The following is an 18,930-nucleotide window of genomic DNA, read 5'->3' on the forward strand; positions in this document are numbered from 1 at the left end:
CGGCCACGCGGGGAGGGACGGAGGGGGCCGCGACCGCCCTGCGGGCATGCCGAGCCGCGTCCGCTGAGCCCACTCCACGAGGCCCGGACACAGCGGCGCCGCGGTCGGCCGACCGGGACGCCGTCTGCCGGCAGGCGATCGGGCTCCGCCGCCGTGCGCTTTGGCGCGCGGCAGCTCACCGTTGCGGGGCAGCGCCGGATTCGCACCGGCTTCCCCTGCGGGCAGCGGAGTTGAGCATACATCTTGTGCCGCTGGCTGCTGCGCAGCCCCAGATGTTGTGTCGTGAGGGAGCGCGTTTTTAAGGGGCGCGGGGAACTGCGCGCTCAGCCACCCACCGCGTGCACGTCGTCACCGGCCCTGAGGGGCGGTTCGGTTTCGTGCCGGACCACCGGCCGGTGGTGGGTTGCTCGCGCAGTTCCCCGCGCCCCTGCGGGGCGCGGGCCCTACGCCGGTTCGGGGAGGCCCGGGGAGACGGCCGGGTCGGGCGGCGTGGTGGGGCTGGGGATCTCCGGGGCGGACTCGGCGGTGTAGTCCGCCGGGGAGGTCTCGTCGGCGCCCGCAGGTGCCTTGAGGGCCCGCAGGACGACCGTCAGGACGATCGCGACGCCCGCGTTGAGCACGAACGCGGTCAGGCCGATGTAACCCTTCTCACCGATCCACGGGATCATGTCCGCGTTCCCGCCGAAGTGCGACTGCGACGGGCTGGACTGCTCGTAGGCCTTCCATGTGCCGTAGAACATGCCCGCCGCCCAGCCGGCGAGCAGGGCCCAGCGGTGGAACCAGCGGGTGAACAGGCCGCCCACGATGGCCGGGACGGTCTGCAGGATCCAGATGCCGCCCAGCAGCTGGAAGTTGATGGCGACCGTTTTGTCCATGGTGAGGACGAACACCAGCGCGCCGACCTTGACCACGAGCGAGACGGCCTTGGAGACCGCGGTCTCCTGCGCGGGGGTGGCGTCCGGCTTGATGAGGTCCTTGTAGATGTTGCGGGTGAACAGGTTCGCCGCGGCGATGGACATGATGGCCGCGGGGACGAGCGCGCCGATGCCGATCGCGGCGAAGGCGACGCCCGCGAACCACGACGGGAAGATGTTCTCGAACAGCTGCGGGATGGCCAGCTGGTTGTTGTACTTCGGGTTGCCCGCGCCGACGCCGTCCGCGATGGCCATGAAGCCGAGCAGCGCCAGCAGGCCGAGCATGAGGGAGTACAGCGGCAGGATAGTGGTGTTGCGGCGGATGGTGTCGCGGCTCTTGCCGGACAGCACGGCGGTGATCGAGTGCGGGTAGAGGAAGAGGGCCATCGCCGAGCCCATCGCGAGCGTGGCGTACGCCCACTGGGCCTTCGGGCCGGTCACCAGGGAGCCGCGGGGGACGCCCTGCTTGTTCGTGACGGCGTAGGCGTCGCCGGCCTTGCGGAAGATGTCGTCGAAGCCGCCCAGTTTGTACGGGATGTAGATGATGGCGACCGCTATCACGATGTAGATCAGCGCGTCCTTGACGAACGCGATGAGCGCGGGCGCGCGCAGCCCGGAGGAGTACGTGTAGGCGGCCAGCACGCCGAAGGCGATGAGCAGCGGCAGGTCCTTGAGGAACCAGTTGGTGCCGTCGCTGCCGCCCACGCCCATGACGTCCAGGACGGCCTGGATGCCGACCAGTTGGAGGGCGATGTAGGGCATCGTGGCGATGATGCCGGTGATCGCGACGGCCACCGACAGGCTCTTGGAGCCGAACCGTCCGCGGATGAAGTCCGAGGAGGTGACGTAGCCGTGCCGGCGCGAGACCGACCACAGCCGCGGCAGGAAGAGGAAGACCAGCGGGTAGGTGATGATCGTGTAGGGCACCGCGAAGAAGCCCGCGGCGCCGCCCGCGAAGATCGCGGCGGGCACGGCGACGAAGGTGTACGCGGTGTACAGGTCGCCGCCGAGCAGGAACCAGGTCACCCAGGTTCCGAAACTGCGTCCGCCCAGGCCCCATTCGTCCAGGTGCAGCGGATTCGCGGCGCGCCGCCAGCGCGCGGCGAAGAAGCCGAGCACGGTGACGGCCAGGAAGAAGAAGATGAAGACGCCGAGCGCGACGCCGTTGACGCCGTCCTTCACGCGTCCTCACCTCCCTTGCGGGCGCGCTCCTCGCGCCGTACGAGCACGTAGGCGGTGAAGGTGAGCGCGGCCGCCACCGGTACCCAGGCCATCTGGTACCAGTAGAAGAACGGGATGCCGATGAAGGCCGGCGTCGTGCGGGCGTACGAGTCCACCCACAGCAGGGCGACGAACGGTGCGAGCAGGCACAGCGCGGCGACGACCCGGGTGGGGGTGACGACCGGTGGCCGTGGGTCCGGTGGTGCTTGTGACATGTGCTGGTGCTCCCGTCCCCTAGAGCAGCGTGTAATGGCCAGGAAATCTAGGGGAGGCTAGCGTCGGCAGTCACTACCCGTGCACGGATTCCTTCCCAGGTCAGCCGCGCGGGTGACCGGAAAGCACCGGTAGGGGCACCCGTGTCAGTCGGTCGGGCGGCTGAGACGGGCCACGAACTTGTACCGGTCGCCGCGGTAGACCGAGCGCACCCACTCGACCGGTTCACCCGTGGTGTCGATCGAGTGCCGGGAGAGCATCAGCATCGGCAGGCCCACGTCGGTGCCCAGCAGTCCGGCCTCGCGCGGGGTCGCAAGCGACGTCTCGATGGTCTCCTCGGCCTCGGCGAGCCGGACGTCGTAGACCTCGGCCAGCGCGGTGTAGAGCGAGGTGTACTTGGCGAGGCTGCGGCGCAGCGCCGGGAAGCGCTTGGCGGACAGGTGGGTGGTCTCGATGGCCATCGGCTCGGAGTTGGCGAGCCGCAGCCGCTCGATGCGCAGCACGCGGCCGCCGGCCTTCATGTCCAGCAGTCCGGCGAGCCGGTCGTCGGCGGTGATGTAGCCGATGTCCAGCAGCTGGGAGGTGGGTTCGAGGCCCTGGGCGCGCATGTCCTCGGTGTAGGAGGTCAGTTGCAGCGCCTGCGAGACCTTGGGCTTGGCCACGAAGGTGCCCTTGCCCTGGATACGCTCCAGCCGGCCCTCGACGACGAGTTCCTGGAGGGCCTGCCGGACGGTGGTACGGGAGGTGTCGAACTCGGTGGCGAGGGTGCGTTCGGGCGGGACCGGGGTGCCGGGCGGCATGGTCTGGGTGATGTCCAGCAGATGGCGCTTGAGCCGGTAGTACTTGGGCACCCGTGCGGTACGGCCGGCGGTGCCGCCCGTCGTCGTCTCCGCACTGGTGACCGCGTCGCTCTCCATGACGTCTACTCCCGACTGCGCTCGTGCTGCCGTGGTCCGGCTCCTCCGTTGATCGCGGCTCACATGGTGGCACGCGCGGCTCCGCGGGAGAGAGGCGGCGGGGTCCTGGTCCCCCTCAGGTGTCGGTCCGATAACAGACCCGACGGGTGTTCTTATACACCCTTGACACCCCTAAAGGTCTAGGCCAAGCTCCCGGTACTGGTCTAAACCATTAACGACCAAATCCCAGACCCACGAGCAAGTATCGGACTCCGCGGCGTACGCGGAGTCCGGCATTTCCGGCGGTGGGGGGAGTTTCGGGCATCCTGAGGAGGGTGGCGTGAAGCGCAAGCTCATCGCGGCGATCGGCGTCGCGACCATGATCGTCGGTATCGCGGCATGTGGATCGGACAAGAAGGACGACAACAAGGCCTCGTCGTCGGGGGGCGACAAGGGGTCCAGCGCGTCGTCGATCACCGTCTGGCTGACGGTGGACGCGCAGCACAACTGGCCGGAACTGATCAAGACGGCTGACGACGCCCTCACCGCGAAGCACCCGGGTCTGAAGGTCAAGCACGAGTACTACGCCTGGCCGGACAAGAATGCCAAGCTGGACGCCGTGCTCGCCACCGACAAGGCGCCCGACGTCGTGGAGATGGGCAACTCCGAGATGGTGCCCTACATGGCCGAAGGCGCGTTCGCCGAGGTCGACCCGTCGAAGTTCGACAACTCCGCCCAGTGGCTGGACGCCCTCAAGCAGTCCGTCAGCTACGACGGCAAGACGTACGGCGTGCCCTACTACGCCGCTGCCCGCATCGCCACGTGGCGCAAGGACATCGCCTCCGCGTCCGGCATCAAGGCCACCCCGAAGAACTGGACCGAGCTGACGCAGGACCTGGACAAGATCCAGTCCAAGCAGGGCGCGAAGTTCAACGCCTGGTACCAGCCCTCCCGTGACTGGTACGCGGCCATGTCCTTCGTCTACGACGCCGGCGGCGCCATCGCCACCAACGAGGGCGGCCAGTGGAAGGGCTCGCTGGAGAGCCCGCAGGCCATCCAGGGCCTCACCGCCTGGAAGGACGCCATGGGCAAGTACATGCACGGCGACCTCACCAAGGACGAGTCGGACCGCTACATCGTCTACGGCCAGGGCAAGTCCGACCTCATCTTCGCCCCCGGCTGGGAGGGCCCGTCCGCGGCCGACCCGAAGTTCGACAAGACCGGCGGCAAGCTCAAGGACAACCTGGAGAACTTCGTCATGCCGGGCCCGTCCGGCAAGAACCTGCCGGTCTTCCTCGGCGGCTCGGACCTGGCGATCCCCACGAAGTCGAAGAACGCCGACCTGGCGGCCGAGTGGATCAACGACTTCACGAACACCGCGGGCCAGAAGGTCCTCATGAGCAAGGGCAACCTGCCGAACAACAACACGCAGCTGGAGACGCTGAAGAGCGACCCGGCCTCCGCGGTCACCGCGACCGCCGCGGGTTCGAGCTGGTTCGTTCCGACCGCGCCCGGCTGGGGCACCGTGGAGAAGGCGCAGACCCTCCAGACCATGCTGCAGAACATCGCCACCGGCAAGGCCTCCGTCCAGGACGCGGCCAAGACGGCTGACGCGGCCATGGACAAGGTCCTCAACGTCAAGAACTGACCATCCTCGCAACGTAGACCAGGACCGCTGAGGAGCACGTGATGAGTGCCGCCGAGACCACCACCACCAAGGTGCCGCCGCCACGGCGGCACTCATCACCTCCCGGGCACGGCCCCGGGAGACGCCGCGCCGCACGCGGTCGCCGGGTCCACATCAGCCGGGCGCTGACCCCCTGGCTGCTGCTGGCACCCTGCCTCCTCGTGCTGGTGCTGGTGCTGGGCTACCCGCTGATCAAGCTGGGCGTCCTGTCCTTCCAGGACTACAAGAAGCCCCAGCTGTGGGGCTTCAAGCCCGCCACCTGGGTGGGCTTCGACAACTACACGACGATCCTCAAGGACAGCGAGTTCTGGGACGTCGTCGTCCGCACCATCGTCTTCGCCGGCGCCGCGGTCATCCTCACCATGGTGTTCGGCATGCTGATCGCGCTGCTGCTGCAGCGCGTGTCCGGCTGGGTGCGGACCCTGGTGAACATCGCGCTCGTCGCGAGCTGGGCCATGCCGGTGGTCGTGGCCGTCACCGTCTTCAAGTGGATGTTCGACAGCGACTACGGCGTCGTGAACTGGGTGCTGACCAAGCTGCCGGGTGTGGACTACACCGGGCACAACTGGTTCGCCTCCGGTCCCGAGGGCCTGTCGGTGATCATGCTCCAGGTGGTGTGGGGCGCGATCCCGTTCGTCGTGATCACCCTGGGCGCCGGCCTCACCCAGGTGCCCAAGGAGCTGGAGGAGGCGGCCCGGCTCGACGGCGCCGCGGCCTTCGGGGTCTTCCGCTACGTGACCTTCCCGATCATCAAGCCGCTGGTCGTCATGATGACCACGCTCTCGGTCATCTGGGACATGGGCGTCTTCGCCCAGGTCTGGCTCATGCGCGGCGGCCACCCCGAGCCGGAGTTCCAGCTGCTGACCACCTACTCGTACGAAAAGGCCTTCGGCGTCAACGACTACGCCGCCGGCTCCGCCATCGCGCTGCTGACCGTCCTGCTGCTGCTCGGCGTGGTCGCGGTGTACATGCGGCAGATGCTGAAGATCGGAGAGGTGGAATGAGCGCCCTGACCTCGCGGCCGAGCGCCGCCCCGGTGATCACCGCCACCGCGGCCGAGCGCCGCAGGCGCAAGGCCAAGATCGGCTGGAACGTCCTCGGCCTGCTGGTCTTCGTGGTGACCGTCTTCCCGGTCTACTGGATGATCAACACGGCCTTCAAGCCGGCCAAGGACGCGATCGACCCCAAGCCGCACTTCTTCCCGTTCCCGGTGTCGCTGGAGAACTTCCGGCGCGCCCTGAACATCTCCGACTTCTGGGGCCCGGTCGAGCGCAGCCTGATCGTCAGCGCCTCCACCGTCGTGGTCGGCGCGGTCATCGGCCTGCTCGCGGCCCTCGCGATCTCCCGCTTCGCCTTCCGCGGCCGCAAGGCCGTCATCGTCGGCATCCTGACCGTGCAGATGGTCCCGCTGGTCGCGATGATCATCCCGGTCTTCCTGCTGCTCAACCAGATCCACCAGATCGACAAGCTCAGCGGCCTGGTGCTGACGTACCTGACCTTCATCCTGCCCTTCACGGTCTGGACGCTGCGCGGCTTCATCGTCAACATCCCCAAGGAGCTCGAAGAGGCCGCGATGGTCGACGGGTGCAGCCGCACCGGCGCCTTCGTCCGCGTCGTCTTCCCGCTGCTGGCCCCCGGCCTGGTCGCGACCTCGATCTACGGCTTCATCCAGGCCTGGAACGAGTTCCTCTACGCCCTGCTGGTGATGAGCCAGGAGCACGAGACGGCCACCGTCTGGCTCGGCACCTTCACCACCCAGCACGGCACCGAGTACGCGCCGATGATGGCCGGTTCCACCATGATGGGCATCCCCGTGGTGATCCTCTTCCTGCTCGTGCAGCGCAAGATGGCCGCCGGCCTCACCGCCGGGGCGGTGAAGGGATGACCGCCGCCGTCACCGGCACCGACACGCCCGCGCCGTCGCTCGTACGCGACGCGCTCACCGTCCTGCAGCCGGGCTTCGAGGGCACCGAGGCCCCCGAGTGGCTGCTGCGGCAGCTCGCCGAGGGCCTGGGCGCGGTCGCGCTGTTCGCCCGCAACATCGAGTCGCCCGCGCAGCTGGCCGCGCTCACCGCCCAGCTGCGCGCGGTGCGGCCGGACGTGCTCGTTGCCGCCGACGAGGAGGGCGGCGACGTCACCCGGCTGGAGGCGCGCGGCGGATCGTCCTTCCCGGGCAACCTCGCGCTCGGCGCCGTCGACGACGTCAAGCTCACCCGCGCGGTCGCCGCCGAGCTGGGCCGCCGGCTCGCCGACTGCGGGGTGAACCTCAACTGGGCGCCCTCCGCCGACGTCAACTCCGACCCGGACAACCCGGTCATCGGCGTACGCTCCTTCGGCGCCGACCCCGACCTGGTCGCCCGCAACACCGCCGCCTACGTCGAAGGCCTGCAGTCCGCGGGCGTGGCCGCGTGCGTCAAGCACTTCCCCGGCCACGGCGACACCGCCGTCGACTCGCACCACGACATGCCGCGTATCGACGTCGACCTGGAGACCCTGCACTCCCGCGAGCTGGTGCCCTTCCGCGCCGCCCTCGCCGCGGGCAGCAAGGTCGTGATGAGCGCGCACATCCTCGTGCCCGCCCTCGACCCCGAACTGCCCGCGACCCTCAGCCCCGCCGCGCTCACCGGCCTGCTGCGCGCACCCCGCGAGCGCGGCGGCCTCGGCCACGAGGGCCTCATCGTCACCGACGGCATGGAGATGCAGGCCATCTCGGCGACGTACGGCATCGAGCGCGGCACCGTCCTCGCGCTGGTCGCCGGCGCCGACGCGATCTGTGTCGGCGGCGGCCTCGCCGACGAGGAGACCGTACTCGCCCTGCGGGACGCGATCGTGGCCGCCGTCGAAGCCGGCGAGCTGTCCCGCGAACGGCTCGCCGACGCGGCCGAGCGGGTCCGCGACCTCGCCGCGTGGGCGGCGGCGCAGCGGCCGGGCGCAGCGGAGGGGACCGCACCCGGCAGCACCGCGGCCGCCCCCGGCGAGGCCGAGGCCTCCGAGGTCGGCCTGGAGGCCGCCCGCCGCGCCCTGCGCATCACCCGCGCACCGGGCTTCGCCCCCCTGGAGTCCGCGCCCTACGTCGCGGCCTTCACCCCGGTGGCCAACATCGCGGTCGGCGAGGACACCCCGTGGGGCGTCGCCGCCGAACTCGAACGGCTGCTGCCGGGCACGGAGACCGGCACGTACCGCGCCGCGGAGGAGGCGGAGTCGGCGGAGGAGCCGGCCGACGCTTCGGAGGAGGTTCCCGAGGCCCCCGCGGCCCCCGAGGTCGCCGCGCAGGTCCTGGCGGCGGCGGGGGAGCGGCGGATCGTCGCCGTCGTCCGCGACGTCCACCGGCACGCGTGGATGTCCGAGGCGCTGGCCGGTGTGGTCGCCGCCCGCCCCGACACGGTGGTCGTCGAGATGGGCGTCCCGCAGGCCCCGCCCACGGGAGCGCTCCACCTCGCCACGCACGGCGCGGCCCGCGTCTGCGGTGAGGCTGCCGCGGAGGCGATCGTCAGCGCGCGCTGACCCCTTCGCGGGGGGCGCTCTCGACCCGGACGCCGGGCCCGGCCGTAATCCTTGAGCCGAGCCCGGCGTCCGGCATTTCGCCTTGCGCATGCGGCGCGGGGTGAGCGTTTCAGTCTGCGCCTGCCGCGCCGGGCAACTACTAGGGGCGCGGGGAACTGCGCGCTCAACCCCCACCGGGCGCGGGTAGTCACCGGCCCGAAGGGGCAGTACGGTCCGCTCCGGACCACCGGCCGGTGGGGGCGGGCCGCGCAGTTCTCCCCCAGGCTTCGCCTGGGAGGTGCCCCCCCGCGCCCCTAAAAACGAGCCCCCTGCGCCGCAGAGAGCCCCCACGCGGCAGGGGCTACAGCCCCTGCCAGTGCGGCTTCGCCGCGAAGGTCGCGCGGAAGTACGGCGCAAGCTTCAGCTTGGACGCGGCCGCCTCGTCGACGACCACCGTCGCGTGCGGGTGGAGCTGGAGCGCGGACGCGGGCACCACCGAGGCGACCGGGCCCTCCACGCTCTGCGCCACCGCTTCCGCCTTGCCCTCGCCCGTGGCGAGAAGCACGAGGTGGCGGGCCTCCAGGATCGTCCCGATGCCCTGCGTGATGACGTGGTGCGGCACCTGCTCGATCTCGCCGTCGAAGAAGCGGGCGTTGTCGACCCGGGTCTGCTCGGTGAGCGTCTTGATCCGGGTGCGCGAGGCCAGCGACGAGCACGGCTCGTTGAAGCCGATGTGCCCGTCCGTGCCGATCCCCAGCAGCTGGAGGTCTACGCCGCCCGCGGCGGCGAGAGCCGCGTCGTACGCCTCGCACGCGCCCTGCACGTCCTCCGCGCTGCCGTCCGGGCCCATGAAGGACTCCGGGGACAGCCCGAGCGGCTCCACGACCTCGCGCAGCACCACGGAGCGGTACGACTCGGGGTGGCCGGCCGGCAGGCCCACGTACTCGTCCAGCTGGCAGACCCGGGTGCGGGAGACGTCCACCGCGCCGCCGCGGACCTTGGCGGCGAGCGCCTGGTAGACGGGCAGCGGGGTGGAGCCGGTGGCGACCCCGAGCAGCGCGTCGGGCTTGCGGCGGATGAGCGCGGCCATGGTCTCCGCGATCACTTCGCCGCCTGCCGCCGCGTCCGGGACGATGACAACTTCCACGCTGGGCCTGCCGTTTCTGGAGCGGTGAGTGTGGTATAGACCAATCTAGCAGGTGTTCCCCCGCAGGCCGAGGGCCACCCGTACCCCTGTTCGCACCCCGCGCGGCGGCCCGCTCCGCGCGCGGGCCGCCGCCTCCTGTGGTCGACTGTTGGAGTGCTCCCCGGCGGGACGGAGGCGGGTGGACATGACGGACGGCACGGCGCCCCCGGGCCCGGCCCGCGGCGCGGAACGGCCCGGCGCGATCATGGCGGCGGAGATGGCCGAGCAGCCCGCGGTCCTGCGGCGCATCCTCGACCGGGCGGTCCCCGACATCACCGCGACCGCCCGCGCCGTCGCGGCCCGCCGCCCCCGCTTCGTGCTGCTCAGCGCGCGCGGCACCTCCGACCACGCGGCCCTCTACGCGAAGTACCTCATCGAGGTCGAGCTGGGCCTGCCGTGCGGCCTCGCCTCCATGTCCACGATCACCGCGTACGGGGCCCGGCCGCAGCTCGCCGACGTCCTCGTGGTGGCCGTCAGCCAGTCCGGCGGGTCACCCGACCTCACCGCCACGACGCAGGCCGCCCGGGAGGCCGGGGCGATCACGCTGGCGCTGACCAACAACCCCGACTCGCCGCTCGCCGACGTCGCCGAATTCCACATCGACCTCCTCGCGGGCCCGGAGCGGGCCCTCCCGGCGACCAAGACGTACACGGCGGAGCTGCTGGCCCTGTACTTCTTCGTGACCGCCCTGGGCGGCCAGGACGGCCTCCCCGCCGCCCAGGGCCTCCCCGAGCTCGCCGAGCGCGTCCTCGACCGCGGCGACGAGGTCCGCGACCTCGCGGGCCGCTACCGCTTCGCCGAGCGCATGGTCATCACGTCCCGCGGCTACGGCTACCCCACGGCCAAGGAGGCCGCCCTCAAGCTCATGGAGACCAGCTACGTGCCCGCCCTGTCCTACTCCGGGGCGGACCTGCTGCACGGGCCGCTGGCCATGGTCGACAACATCTCGCCGGTCATCGCGATCGTGACGGAGGGGCGTGGCGGTCAGGCGCTCCAGCCGGTCCTGGACCGGCTCCGCAGCAGAGGGGCCGACCTGGTGGTGGTCGGCCCCGAAGCCGCGGTCCGCGCGGCGTCGGGGGGCTTCGTCCTCCCCACCCAGCACCTTCAGGAGGCGCTGCAGCCCGTCCTGGAGATCCTGCCCCTCCAGCGGCTGGCCTACGAGGTCGCGATGGCGCGCGGCCAGAACCCCGACTCCCCGCGAGCGATCGCCAAAATCACGGAGACCCGCTGACCCTCCCCCGGCGGCCGGCACCCCAGCCCCGCCGGGCACCCGTTTTTAGGGGCGCGGGGAACTGCGCGGCCCGCCCCCACCGGGGCGCGGGTCGGATACCGACCCAAGGGGTCGCTTCGGTCCGATCCGGACCACCGGCCGGTGGTGGGTTGCTCGCGCAGTTCCCCGCGCCCCTAAAAACGAGTGACCTGCGGCGCAGCCGCAGCCCCGAAAACGGGTGCCCTGCGGCGCGGGCGCAGCCCCGAAAACGGGTGCCCCGCGCGGGCGCAGCCCGAAAACGGGTGCTCCCAGCGCAGGCGCAGCCTGAAAAAACGCTCACCCCCCTCGCGCGGGCGCAGCCCGAAAGAGGGGAGCTCCGCAGCGTAGGTGCAGCCTGAAAACGGGTGCCCCGCAGGGGCGGAAGGGCGGGTGGCCCGGCGGGGCAGAGGAGGGGGCGGGTCTGCGCCGAGGCCCGGAGACAACTTCGGGCCGCGGTGCAGAGAGGACCCTCAGCCTCATCGCACCGCAGCCCGGAGCTTGCGCCGGCGGCCGTGGCCGACGGGGTGTGCGGTCCCCGCGGACCCGTTAGGCGCCGACAGCGAGGCGGCGGCGTAGTCAGGGCAGAGAACGCCCCGCCTCGTTCCGCGCTCCTGTGCGGGGAGGGCGGACGTCGTGTTCCGGCGCCCATTGTGGACTAGACCAATGGGCCCTGTAAATGGGTCGGCCCCGATTTCGTGCCGCGCCTGAACAAAGTGTGCCCGCAAAACCCGCCGGGCGCACCCCCCTGGGGCCTGCGGGTACGCTCGCAGACGTGCCCTCCATGAACGACCTCGTACGCGAGCACACCGCGCTGGACGCCTCCGACCTGGAATGGCTGCACCTGCTGGTGTCCGAATGGCAGTTGCTGTCCGACCTGTCCTTCGCGGACCTCGTGCTGTGGGTGCCCACCCGGGACGGCACGCGGTACGTCTCGGTCGCGCAGATGCGCCCCAACACCGGCCCGACGTCGTACCAGGACGACATGGTCGGCCACCTGGTGCCGCGCGGGCGGCGGCCGCTGCTGGACGCCGCGCTCGACGAGGGGCGGATCGTCCGCGAGGGTGACCCGGAGTGGCGCGAGGAGGTCCCCGTACGGGTCGAGTCCATCCCCGTACGGCGCGACGGCCGGGTGCTGGGCGTGATCGCCCGCAACACCAACCTGCTGACCGTCCGCACCCCCAGCCGGCTGGAGCTCACCTACCTCCAGAGCGCCAGCGACCTCGCACAGATGATCGCGGCCGGTTCCTTCCCCTTCCCCGCCGAGCAGGTCGACATGGACGCCTCGCCGCGGGCCGGTGACGGGCTCATCCGGCTGGACGCCGACGGCACCGTGCAGTACGCGAGCCCCAACGCGCTGTCCGCCTACCACCGGCTCGGGCTGGCCGCCGACCTGGTCGGCCACCATCTGGGCAAGACCACCGCCGAACTGGCCCCGGAGTCGAGCGGGCCGGTGGACGAGGCGCTCGTGACGATGGCGAGCGGCTGGGCGCCGCGGGAGTTCGAGGTCGAGGGCGGTGACGGGGTCATTCAGCTGCGCGCGATCCCGCTCAAACCCAAGGGCGTTCGCACCGGTTCGCTGGTGCTGCTCCGCGACGTTACCGAACTGCGGCGGCGCGAGCGCGAGTTGATGACCAAGGACGCGACCATCCGGGAGATCCACCACCGGGTGAAGAACAACCTCCAGACGGTCGCGGCGCTGCTGCGGCTGCAGGCCCGCCGGATGGACTCGGCGAGCGCCCGTTCCGCACTGGAGGAGGCGGTGCGCCGGGTCGGCTCGATCGCCATCGTGCACGAGACGCTGTCCCAGACGCTGGACGAGCGCGTGGAGTTCGACGAGATCGCCGACCGGGTGCTGGCGATGGTCGCCGAGATCTCCCCGGGCCGGGTCACCGCCCGCCGCTCCGGCCGTTTCGGCGTGCTGACCGCGCGGACGGCCACCCCGCTGTCGATGGTGCTGACCGAGCTGTTGCAGAACGCCCTCGAACACGGCTTCGGGCCGGGGGAGTCGGGCTCGGTCGACATCACCGCGACCCGCGGCCGGGAGCTGATCACCATCACGGTGCAGGACGACGGCCGCGGCCTGCCGCCCGGTTTCGACGCCCAGCAGACCGGCAACCTGGGCCTGCAGATCGTCCGCACCCTCGTGGTCGGCGAGCTGGGCGGCACCTTCGACATGGTGCCCGCACCGGACCGCGGCACCCGGGTCATCCTCGAACTCCCGCTCGCCGGCTGACCGTTCGCGGCTGACCGTTCGCGGACACGCGAAAGCCCCCGTACCGCCATTGGTACGGGGGCTTCCGGATGCTGTGTGCTGCGCGTGGGACAGGTGCTGCGCGCTGCGGCTCGGTCGGAAGGTGTTGCGCGTCAGGCGCTGGCGTTGCGGGCCCGGTTGCGGGCGGCGCGGCGCTTCATCGCGCGACGCTCGTCCTCGCTGAGGCCACCCCAGACACCGGCGTCCTGACCACTTTCGAGCGCCCACTGCAGGCACTGCTCCATGACGGGGCAGCGGCGGCAGACGGCCTTGGCTTCCTCGATCTGCAGCAGCGCAGGACCGGTGTTGCCGATGGGGAAGAAGAGCTCAGGGTCTTCCTCGCGGCAAACGGCGCGGTGACGCCAGTCCATGGCTGCTCCAACTCCTCGTGTGACAAGCTCGTTGCTTGTGAATGTGAACGCTTTCACGAATCCCTTCACAGGGAACGGGACGCCACCCAGTCTTCACTGGTGCAGTCCCGCGGGTGTGAGGTCTCAGATTCGGGCTCTCAAGGGGGCCGGTTGGTCGGCCGTCCCGATCGCCATGTAGAGACTCGCAAACCTCGGCTGGAGATACAACCCCTTCAAGGAAGTTTTTTTTGATTCCTCGGTGTCGCGTCGATCACAGCCGTACTTCCATGGGGTGCGGGGCAGCCTAAACGTTCGAGTAAAAGGACTTTAGGCTCTTCGACTTACACAATCACACGCAGTGCACGGCGTACGCCTGTGAAGGTCGCACTCGTACGCAGCCCCAGGTGGTCACCGTCCACCTGGAAGGGCAGTGGAGCCTGCGATTGCAAGGTGAAGTCGGTCAGATCGTGCAGTGCGACCGTGTGCTTGCCGCGCGGGCCGCGCTCCGGGGTGGACCGGAGCAACTGTGCAGCGTAACGCGTTCCCGACAATGCGGACATCTTGCGAATGCCCAGCAGGTCAAGCGCGGTGTCGAAGGATGCGTCGGGAGATGCGTAAATAGGACGGTTGCCCAGATACGTCCACGGTGCGGCATTGCACACTATCGCCGTCGACAGCCCGGCCAGCGGCTCCTCGTCCGGCCGCGCCAGCGTGATCGTCCCGCTCCTGCGGTTCGGATCGGCGACGAACTGCCGGGCCACCTGCCGCAGATACAGCGCATGCGTCGAACGCTTGCCCAGCTCCCGCTGCTGCTCCACCCGCCCCACCACGCCGGCGTCGAACCCCAGCCCCGCGCAGAAGGTGAACCAGCGGTCCGGCACCCCTTCGTCCTCGGTCCCCGGCGTGCCGCTCACCAGCCCCAGCCCCACCGTGCGCGACGACCCGGCACGCAGCGCGTCCAGCAGCGCCCCGGTCGCCTCCACAGCGTCGTTGGGCAGCCCCAGCGCGCGGGCGAAGACATTGGTGGAGCCACCGGGCACCACCGCGAGCTGCGGCAGCGCCTCCGGGTCGGGGCCGTGGTGCAGCAGCCCGTTCACCACCTCGTTGACCGTGCCGTCGCCGCCGAGCGAGACGACCAGCTCGGTCTGACCGCCCTCCACCGCGCGCCGCGCCAGATCGCGGGCGTGCCCGCGGTACTCGGTCGTGGCGACCTCCAGCTTCAGGTCGCTGGCCAATGCGGTGCTGATCACGTCGCGCACCCGAGCGCTGGTGGTGGTCGCGGCAGGGTTGACGACGAGAAGTGCACGCATGGTCGATAGCGTACCTACGCTTTTTCGGCTCGGGCTACGCTGAGTGGTGTGAGCCAGACCCCCCAGGACCCCGCGCCCGACCTCGACACCGCCGTCGCGGCGGAGCCCGCGGAAGAGGCCGCCGAGCCCGTACCGGCCGCCCCCACGCGCGGCGGGCGCGCCCGGCTGCACGGCGCCGCCGCCATCGCCGGGCTCGAAGGGCTCGTCATCGCCGTGTGGGGCGTCACCATGTTCTTCACCGGCAGCGACCACGCGGTGCTCGCCGGGCTCACCGTCCTGGTCTTCGCGGCGATCCCGCTGTCCGCGGCGTACGGGCTGCGGCAGGCGCGCCGCTGGAGCCGCGGCCCCGCGCTCATCATGCAGCTGCTGGCGCTGCCCGTGGCGTGGACGATGCTGCGCTCCTCCTCCGGAGGGGTGGTGGCGGGCGGCGCCGTGCTCGGCCTTCTGGCCCTCGCGGGCCTCGTCCTCCTCGCCCACCCGGCCACCACGGACGCGCTCGGCATCCGCCGCCTCAACCACTAGGACCTCCCCCTTACGCAGGGGGCCGAGCGTTTTCGAGGGCGCGCCTGCGCCGCCGGGCCCCCGTTTTTCAGGGGCGCGGGGAACTGCGCGAGCAACCCACCACCGGCCGGTGGTCCGGTACGGACCGAAGAGACCCCTTGGGTCGGTATCCGACCCGCACCCCGGTGGTGGGCTGAGCGCGCAGTTCCCCGCGCCCCTAAAAAAACGGGTGCTGCCCGACGCAGGGCCCCGGGGCGCGCCCCGGAGAAACGGGTGCCGCCCGACGCGGGCGGCTACTCGTCGATGAGGAGCTTGTCGCGCAGCTGCGCGAGCGTCCGCGCGAGAAGGCGCGAGACGTGCATCTGGGAGATGCCCACCTCCTGCGCGATCTGCGACTGCGTCATATTGCCGAAGAACCGCAACAGCAGAATCGTCTTCTCCCGCGGCGGCAACTGCTCCAGCAGCGGCTTGAGGGACTCGCGGTACTCGACGCCCTCCAGGGCCTCGTCCTCCGAGCCGAGGGTGTCGGCGACGGCGGGGGACTCGTCGTCGGTGTCGGGGACGTCGAGGGAGAGCGTGCTGTACGCGTTCGCGGACTCCAGGCCCTCCAGGACCTCTTCCTCGGAGATCTTGAGGTGCTCGGCGAGTTCGTGGACGGTGGGGGCGCGGCCGTGCCGCTGGGAGAGTTCGCCGGTCGCGGTGGTGAGGGCGAGGCGCAGTTCCTGGAGGCGGCGCGGGACGCGTACGGCCCAGCCCTTGTCGCGGAAGTGCCGCTTGATCTCGCCGACGACCGTGGGCGTCGCGTACGTCGAGAACTCGACGCCGCGGTCGACGTCGAACCGGTCCACCGACTTGATCAGGCCGATCGTGGCGACCTGGGTGAGGTCATCGAGCGGCTCGCCGCGGTTGCGGAAGCGGCGGGCGAGGTGCTCGACCAGCGGCAGGTGCATCCGGACGAGCTGGTTGCGCAGCTCGGCCCGTTCGGGGGAGCCCTCCGGGAGCTTGCTCAGCTCGACGAAGAGGGCCCGCGCCCCGGAGCGGTCCTGCGGGTCGTGCTCCTGCTGGTCGTGCGCGTGCTCCTGGTCCATCGTCGTCGCCTGCTCCGCCGCGTCTTCATCCACGTCGTTCCGGTCTGCGGGATCGACGGGGTGGGGCCTGGCGCCCTCGCCCGCCGTGTGCCGCCGCTGCTGCCCGGCCGGGGCCGAGCGGTCCGGGGCCTGGGCGGGCAGCGCGGCTCGGCCGCGCGCCGCGGGCACGTCGCGCTCCGCGGGGGTGCCGGGGTTCTCGTCCCGGGACAGCTCAGCACTCATCGCGATATCCCCGTCTTCCCCGTCGATTCCTGCACGGTTGTACCGTCACCGGCCCGCAGCTGGACCGGGGACACGCTGACCTGGGCGGTGCGGGCGGCGGGGCCGCCGCCGCGCCCGCCGGTGTCACGACAGCCCTGGAACGGCGCCGCGCTTCTTGTGCAGACTGATGCTGACCGTCTTGTCCTCCGCGACGGTGGAGTCCACCTCGCCGGCCAGCGCGGAGAGCACCGTCCAGGCGAACGTGTCGCGCTCCGGTGCCCGCCCGTCGGTCGTGGGGGCCGCGACGGTCACCCACAGCGAATCCCCGACGAGCCGGAAGACGCAGCTCAGCACGCTGCCGGGGACCGCCTGCTGGAGCAGGATCGCGCACGCCTCGTCGACGGCGATCCGCAGGTCCTCGATCTCGTCGAGGGTGAAGTCCAGCCGTGCCGCCAGTCCGGCCGTGGCCGTCCGCAACACCGACAGATACGCCCCTGCCGCGGGCAGCCGGACCTCGACGAAGTCCTTCGACCCGGGGTCGCCTGCGCTCTGGGACACCCTCACCTCCACGGTGGCACACAGTGATTGCTCTGGTTCGCAGCGACGCTATCGCGATCCGCGCCCTGCTGTCGCCCGGACGGAGGACGGTCGCCGCCATGGGTGAACCGGTCCGCGGTCCGCGCGGGGTGCGAGCGCGATACCGCGCTGTCACCCATGGTAAGCGCAAGGGTACGGACGGTCCGTCAGGGGTGGGGGTCTCAATTCGCATACGGGTTCGCCGGGTTGTCGGTGCCGGTGCCCGCTCCGGTGCCGGGGGCGCCCGGGGCGCCGGGCGCCTGCGCGGCGAGCGCCGCCAGGGCCGGGCCGGTCAGCCGCTGCACGGTCCACTCGTCCTGCGGGCGGGCGCCGACTGCGCGGTAGACGGCGAGCGCCTTCTCGTTCCAGTCGAGCACCGCCCACTCGAAGCGCGACCAGCCGCGTTCCACGCAGATCGCGGCGAGCGCGGCCAGCAGCGCCTTGCCGTGCCCGGCGCCGCGCGCCTGCGGCCGTACGTACAGATCCTCCAGGTAGAGGCCGGGCGTGCCGGTCCAGGTGGAGAAGTTGCGGAACCACAGCGCGAAGCCGACCGGCTCGGCGTCCGGGCCGTCCGTGGCGACGAGCGCGTGGGCGACCGGGTCGGGGCCGAAGAGGGCTTCCCGCAGCTGCTCCTCGGTGGCCCTGGCCTCGCTCAACGCCTTCTCGTAGTCGGCGAGTTCGCGGATCAGGGCGTGCAGGACGGGCACATCGGCGGGCGTCGCGGCGCGGATCATGCCCCAAGATTACGGTCGCTTCATGTGACAGGCGTAAGGGGCGCACGGGAGCACATCAGCCGGTGATCACCGCGGCGACGCGGGTGCCCGGCGGGAAGGCGCCCTCGTCCGCCAGCGTCATGACGCCGTGCAGCATCTTCGCGACGTACACCGGTTCCGGCGCCAGGCCGTGCCGTTCGGCGAAGTCCGCGGCGAAGGCGGCCAGTTCGGGGGTGCTGCGGGCGAAGCCCCCGTGGTGGAAGCGCGGCTCCAGCCGCCAGCGGCCGCGGCGGGCGCCGTACGCGGCCTGCTGGAGGCGCAGCACCTCGGCGTCGAGGAAGTCGCCGCGCAGCACGGGGAAGCCGAGGGCATTCTGCGTGTCGTCCAGCCCGGCGGCCAGGCCCGCGAGTGTGCCGCCCGTGCCGCACGCGACGGCCACCACGTCGGCGGCGCCGCGCAGCTCCCGGCCCAGTTCGGCGCAGCCCCGTACGGCGGCCGCGTTGGAGCCGCCCTCCGGGAGGACGTAGGCGCGGCCGTGGCGGGCCAGCAGCGTGGCGATCAGCTCGGGGGTGTCCTTGCGGCGGTAGGCGGCGCGGTCGGTGAAGTCCAGCTCCATGCCGTCGGCGGCGGCCCGCGCGAGGGACGGGTTGAGGGGGCGGCCGGCCAGCTCCTCGCCGCGGACCACGCCGACGGTGCGCAGGCCCAGCAGGCGCCCGGCGGCGGCGACGGCCCGCAGGTGGTTGGAGTAGGCGCCGCCGAAGGTGAGCAGCGTGTCGTGGCCCTGCTCCAGGGCGGCGGCGAGGTTGGGCCGCAGCTTGCGGAACTTGTTGCCGGGCAGCGCGGGGTGCACCAGGTCGTCGCGTTTGAGCAGCAGCCGTACCCCGTGCCGGGCCAGCCGTTCGTCCTCGGCCTCGGTCAGCGGTGAGGGCGGCCGCGGGGCCAGCGGTGAGGGCGGGGGAGGGGCGGGGGTGCTCACCCGGACATTGTCCCCCGGGTGTCACCCGGACGTGTGACACGCGTAGCGCGGGCCGGGCCGTCCGGCGGTGGACGGCGGCCGCCGTCCACGGGGCGGGATTTCGCCCCCACGGTTC

17 protein-coding genes and 1 riboswitch are annotated in these 18,930 nt (G+C 71.5%); of the genes, 7 read left to right on the forward strand and 10 right to left on the reverse strand.

Translation table 11 applies throughout. From position 1 onward, the window contains the following. Positions 1-122: 122 nt before the first annotated feature. Positions 123-214: riboswitch (cobalamin riboswitch) on the reverse strand. Positions 215-443: 229 nt separating this feature from the next. The 3 genes from mctP to ACWERV_RS06230 all read right to left on the reverse strand — a co-directional run bounded on the left by mctP (position 444) and on the right by ACWERV_RS06230 (position 3,265). Continuing rightward, a complete protein-coding gene (gene mctP, locus ACWERV_RS06220) occupies positions 444-2,096 on the reverse strand; it encodes a monocarboxylate uptake permease MctP (protein WP_452929433.1) in 1,653 nt (550 codons plus the stop codon). Next, positions 2,093-2,350 (reverse strand): DUF3311 domain-containing protein, encoded by a 258-nt coding sequence (locus ACWERV_RS06225; protein WP_398182999.1) that lies wholly within the window; start codon positions 2,348-2,350, stop codon positions 2,093-2,095. Before ACWERV_RS06225 ends, mctP begins: the two co-directional genes overlap by 4 nt. A gap of 144 nt (positions 2,351-2,494) precedes the next feature. After that, complete coding sequence (locus tag ACWERV_RS06230) at positions 2,495-3,265, reverse strand: GntR family transcriptional regulator (protein WP_031520277.1); 771 nt, start codon at positions 3,263-3,265, stop codon at positions 2,495-2,497. 319 nt (positions 3,266-3,584) lie between these two features. Here ACWERV_RS06230 and ACWERV_RS06235 point away from each other — a divergent pair, with 319 nt between their 5' ends. Genes ACWERV_RS06235 through ACWERV_RS06250 form a run of 4 tightly spaced genes read left to right on the forward strand, consistent with a single transcriptional unit; the run spans position 3,585 to position 8,435 of the window. Continuing rightward, positions 3,585-4,892 carry an extracellular solute-binding protein gene (locus ACWERV_RS06235; RefSeq protein WP_452929436.1) on the forward strand — a complete coding sequence of 436 codons (1,308 nt, stop codon included), beginning with the start codon at positions 3,585-3,587 and terminating at the stop codon, positions 4,890-4,892. 41 nt (positions 4,893-4,933) lie between these two features. Then, the gene (locus tag ACWERV_RS06240; RefSeq protein ID WP_452929439.1) at positions 4,934-5,935 is read left to right on the forward strand and encodes a carbohydrate ABC transporter permease; all 1,002 of its coding nucleotides are present in this window, start codon (positions 4,934-4,936) and stop codon (positions 5,933-5,935) included. Further along, a complete protein-coding gene (locus tag ACWERV_RS06245; RefSeq protein WP_452929442.1) occupies positions 5,932-6,816 on the forward strand; it encodes a carbohydrate ABC transporter permease in 885 nt (294 codons plus the stop codon). The genes ACWERV_RS06240 and ACWERV_RS06245 overlap by 4 nt, the downstream gene beginning before the upstream one ends. After that, a complete protein-coding gene (locus ACWERV_RS06250; protein WP_452929445.1) occupies positions 6,813-8,435 on the forward strand; it encodes a glycoside hydrolase family 3 protein in 1,623 nt (540 codons plus the stop codon). The genes ACWERV_RS06245 and ACWERV_RS06250 overlap by 4 nt, the downstream gene beginning before the upstream one ends. Positions 8,436-8,775: 340 nt before the next feature. Here the strand turns inward: ACWERV_RS06250 and nagB are convergent, their stop codons facing one another. Further along, positions 8,776-9,561: a glucosamine-6-phosphate deaminase gene (gene nagB / locus ACWERV_RS06255; protein ID WP_398183016.1), complete on the reverse strand. Its 786-nt coding sequence runs from the start codon at positions 9,559-9,561 to the stop codon at positions 8,776-8,778. Between the two features lie 184 nt (positions 9,562-9,745). Between nagB and ACWERV_RS06260 the strand changes: the two genes are divergently transcribed. Both ACWERV_RS06260 and ACWERV_RS06265 read left to right on the forward strand, forming a co-directional pair. Beyond that, the gene (locus ACWERV_RS06260) at positions 9,746-10,831 is read left to right on the forward strand and encodes an SIS domain-containing protein (protein ID WP_452929449.1); all 1,086 of its coding nucleotides are present in this window, start codon (positions 9,746-9,748) and stop codon (positions 10,829-10,831) included. Positions 10,832-11,630: 799 nt separating this feature from the next. Continuing rightward, positions 11,631-13,082 (forward strand): sensor histidine kinase, encoded by a 1,452-nt coding sequence (locus tag ACWERV_RS06265; protein ID WP_452929648.1) that lies wholly within the window; start codon positions 11,631-11,633, stop codon positions 13,080-13,082. A 131-nt stretch (positions 13,083-13,213) separates the two neighbouring features. Here ACWERV_RS06265 and ACWERV_RS06270 read toward each other — a convergent pair whose 3' ends face one another. Then, a complete protein-coding gene (locus tag ACWERV_RS06270; RefSeq protein ID WP_031520293.1) occupies positions 13,214-13,471 on the reverse strand; it encodes a WhiB family transcriptional regulator in 258 nt (85 codons plus the stop codon). A gap of 320 nt (positions 13,472-13,791) precedes the next feature. Further along, positions 13,792-14,760 carry a diacylglycerol/lipid kinase family protein gene (locus ACWERV_RS06275; RefSeq protein ID WP_452929454.1) on the reverse strand — a complete coding sequence of 323 codons (969 nt, stop codon included), beginning with the start codon at positions 14,758-14,760 and terminating at the stop codon, positions 13,792-13,794. Between the two features lie 48 nt (positions 14,761-14,808). Between ACWERV_RS06275 and ACWERV_RS06280 the strand changes: the two genes are divergently transcribed. After that, positions 14,809-15,282, forward strand: a complete 474-nt coding sequence (locus ACWERV_RS06280) for a hypothetical protein (RefSeq protein ID WP_452929456.1) — start codon at positions 14,809-14,811, stop codon at positions 15,280-15,282. 272 nt (positions 15,283-15,554) lie between these two features. Here ACWERV_RS06280 and ACWERV_RS06285 read toward each other — a convergent pair whose 3' ends face one another. The 4 genes from ACWERV_RS06285 to ACWERV_RS06300 all read right to left on the reverse strand — a co-directional run bounded on the left by ACWERV_RS06285 (position 15,555) and on the right by ACWERV_RS06300 (position 18,815). Then, the gene (locus tag ACWERV_RS06285) at positions 15,555-16,571 is read right to left on the reverse strand and encodes an RNA polymerase sigma factor SigF (protein ID WP_398183028.1); all 1,017 of its coding nucleotides are present in this window, start codon (positions 16,569-16,571) and stop codon (positions 15,555-15,557) included. 123 nt (positions 16,572-16,694) lie between these two features. Beyond that, positions 16,695-17,108: an ATP-binding protein gene (locus ACWERV_RS06290; RefSeq protein WP_031520302.1), complete on the reverse strand. Its 414-nt coding sequence runs from the start codon at positions 17,106-17,108 to the stop codon at positions 16,695-16,697. A gap of 200 nt (positions 17,109-17,308) precedes the next feature. After that, positions 17,309-17,860 carry an N-acetyltransferase family protein gene (locus ACWERV_RS06295; RefSeq protein ID WP_452929459.1) on the reverse strand — a complete coding sequence of 184 codons (552 nt, stop codon included), beginning with the start codon at positions 17,858-17,860 and terminating at the stop codon, positions 17,309-17,311. 55 nt (positions 17,861-17,915) lie between these two features. After that, positions 17,916-18,815 (reverse strand): 1-aminocyclopropane-1-carboxylate deaminase/D-cysteine desulfhydrase, encoded by a 900-nt coding sequence (locus ACWERV_RS06300; RefSeq protein ID WP_452929462.1) that lies wholly within the window; start codon positions 18,813-18,815, stop codon positions 17,916-17,918. Between the last annotated feature and the right edge of the window lie 115 nt (positions 18,816-18,930).

Source organism: Streptomyces sp. NPDC004031 (genome assembly GCF_053604375.1).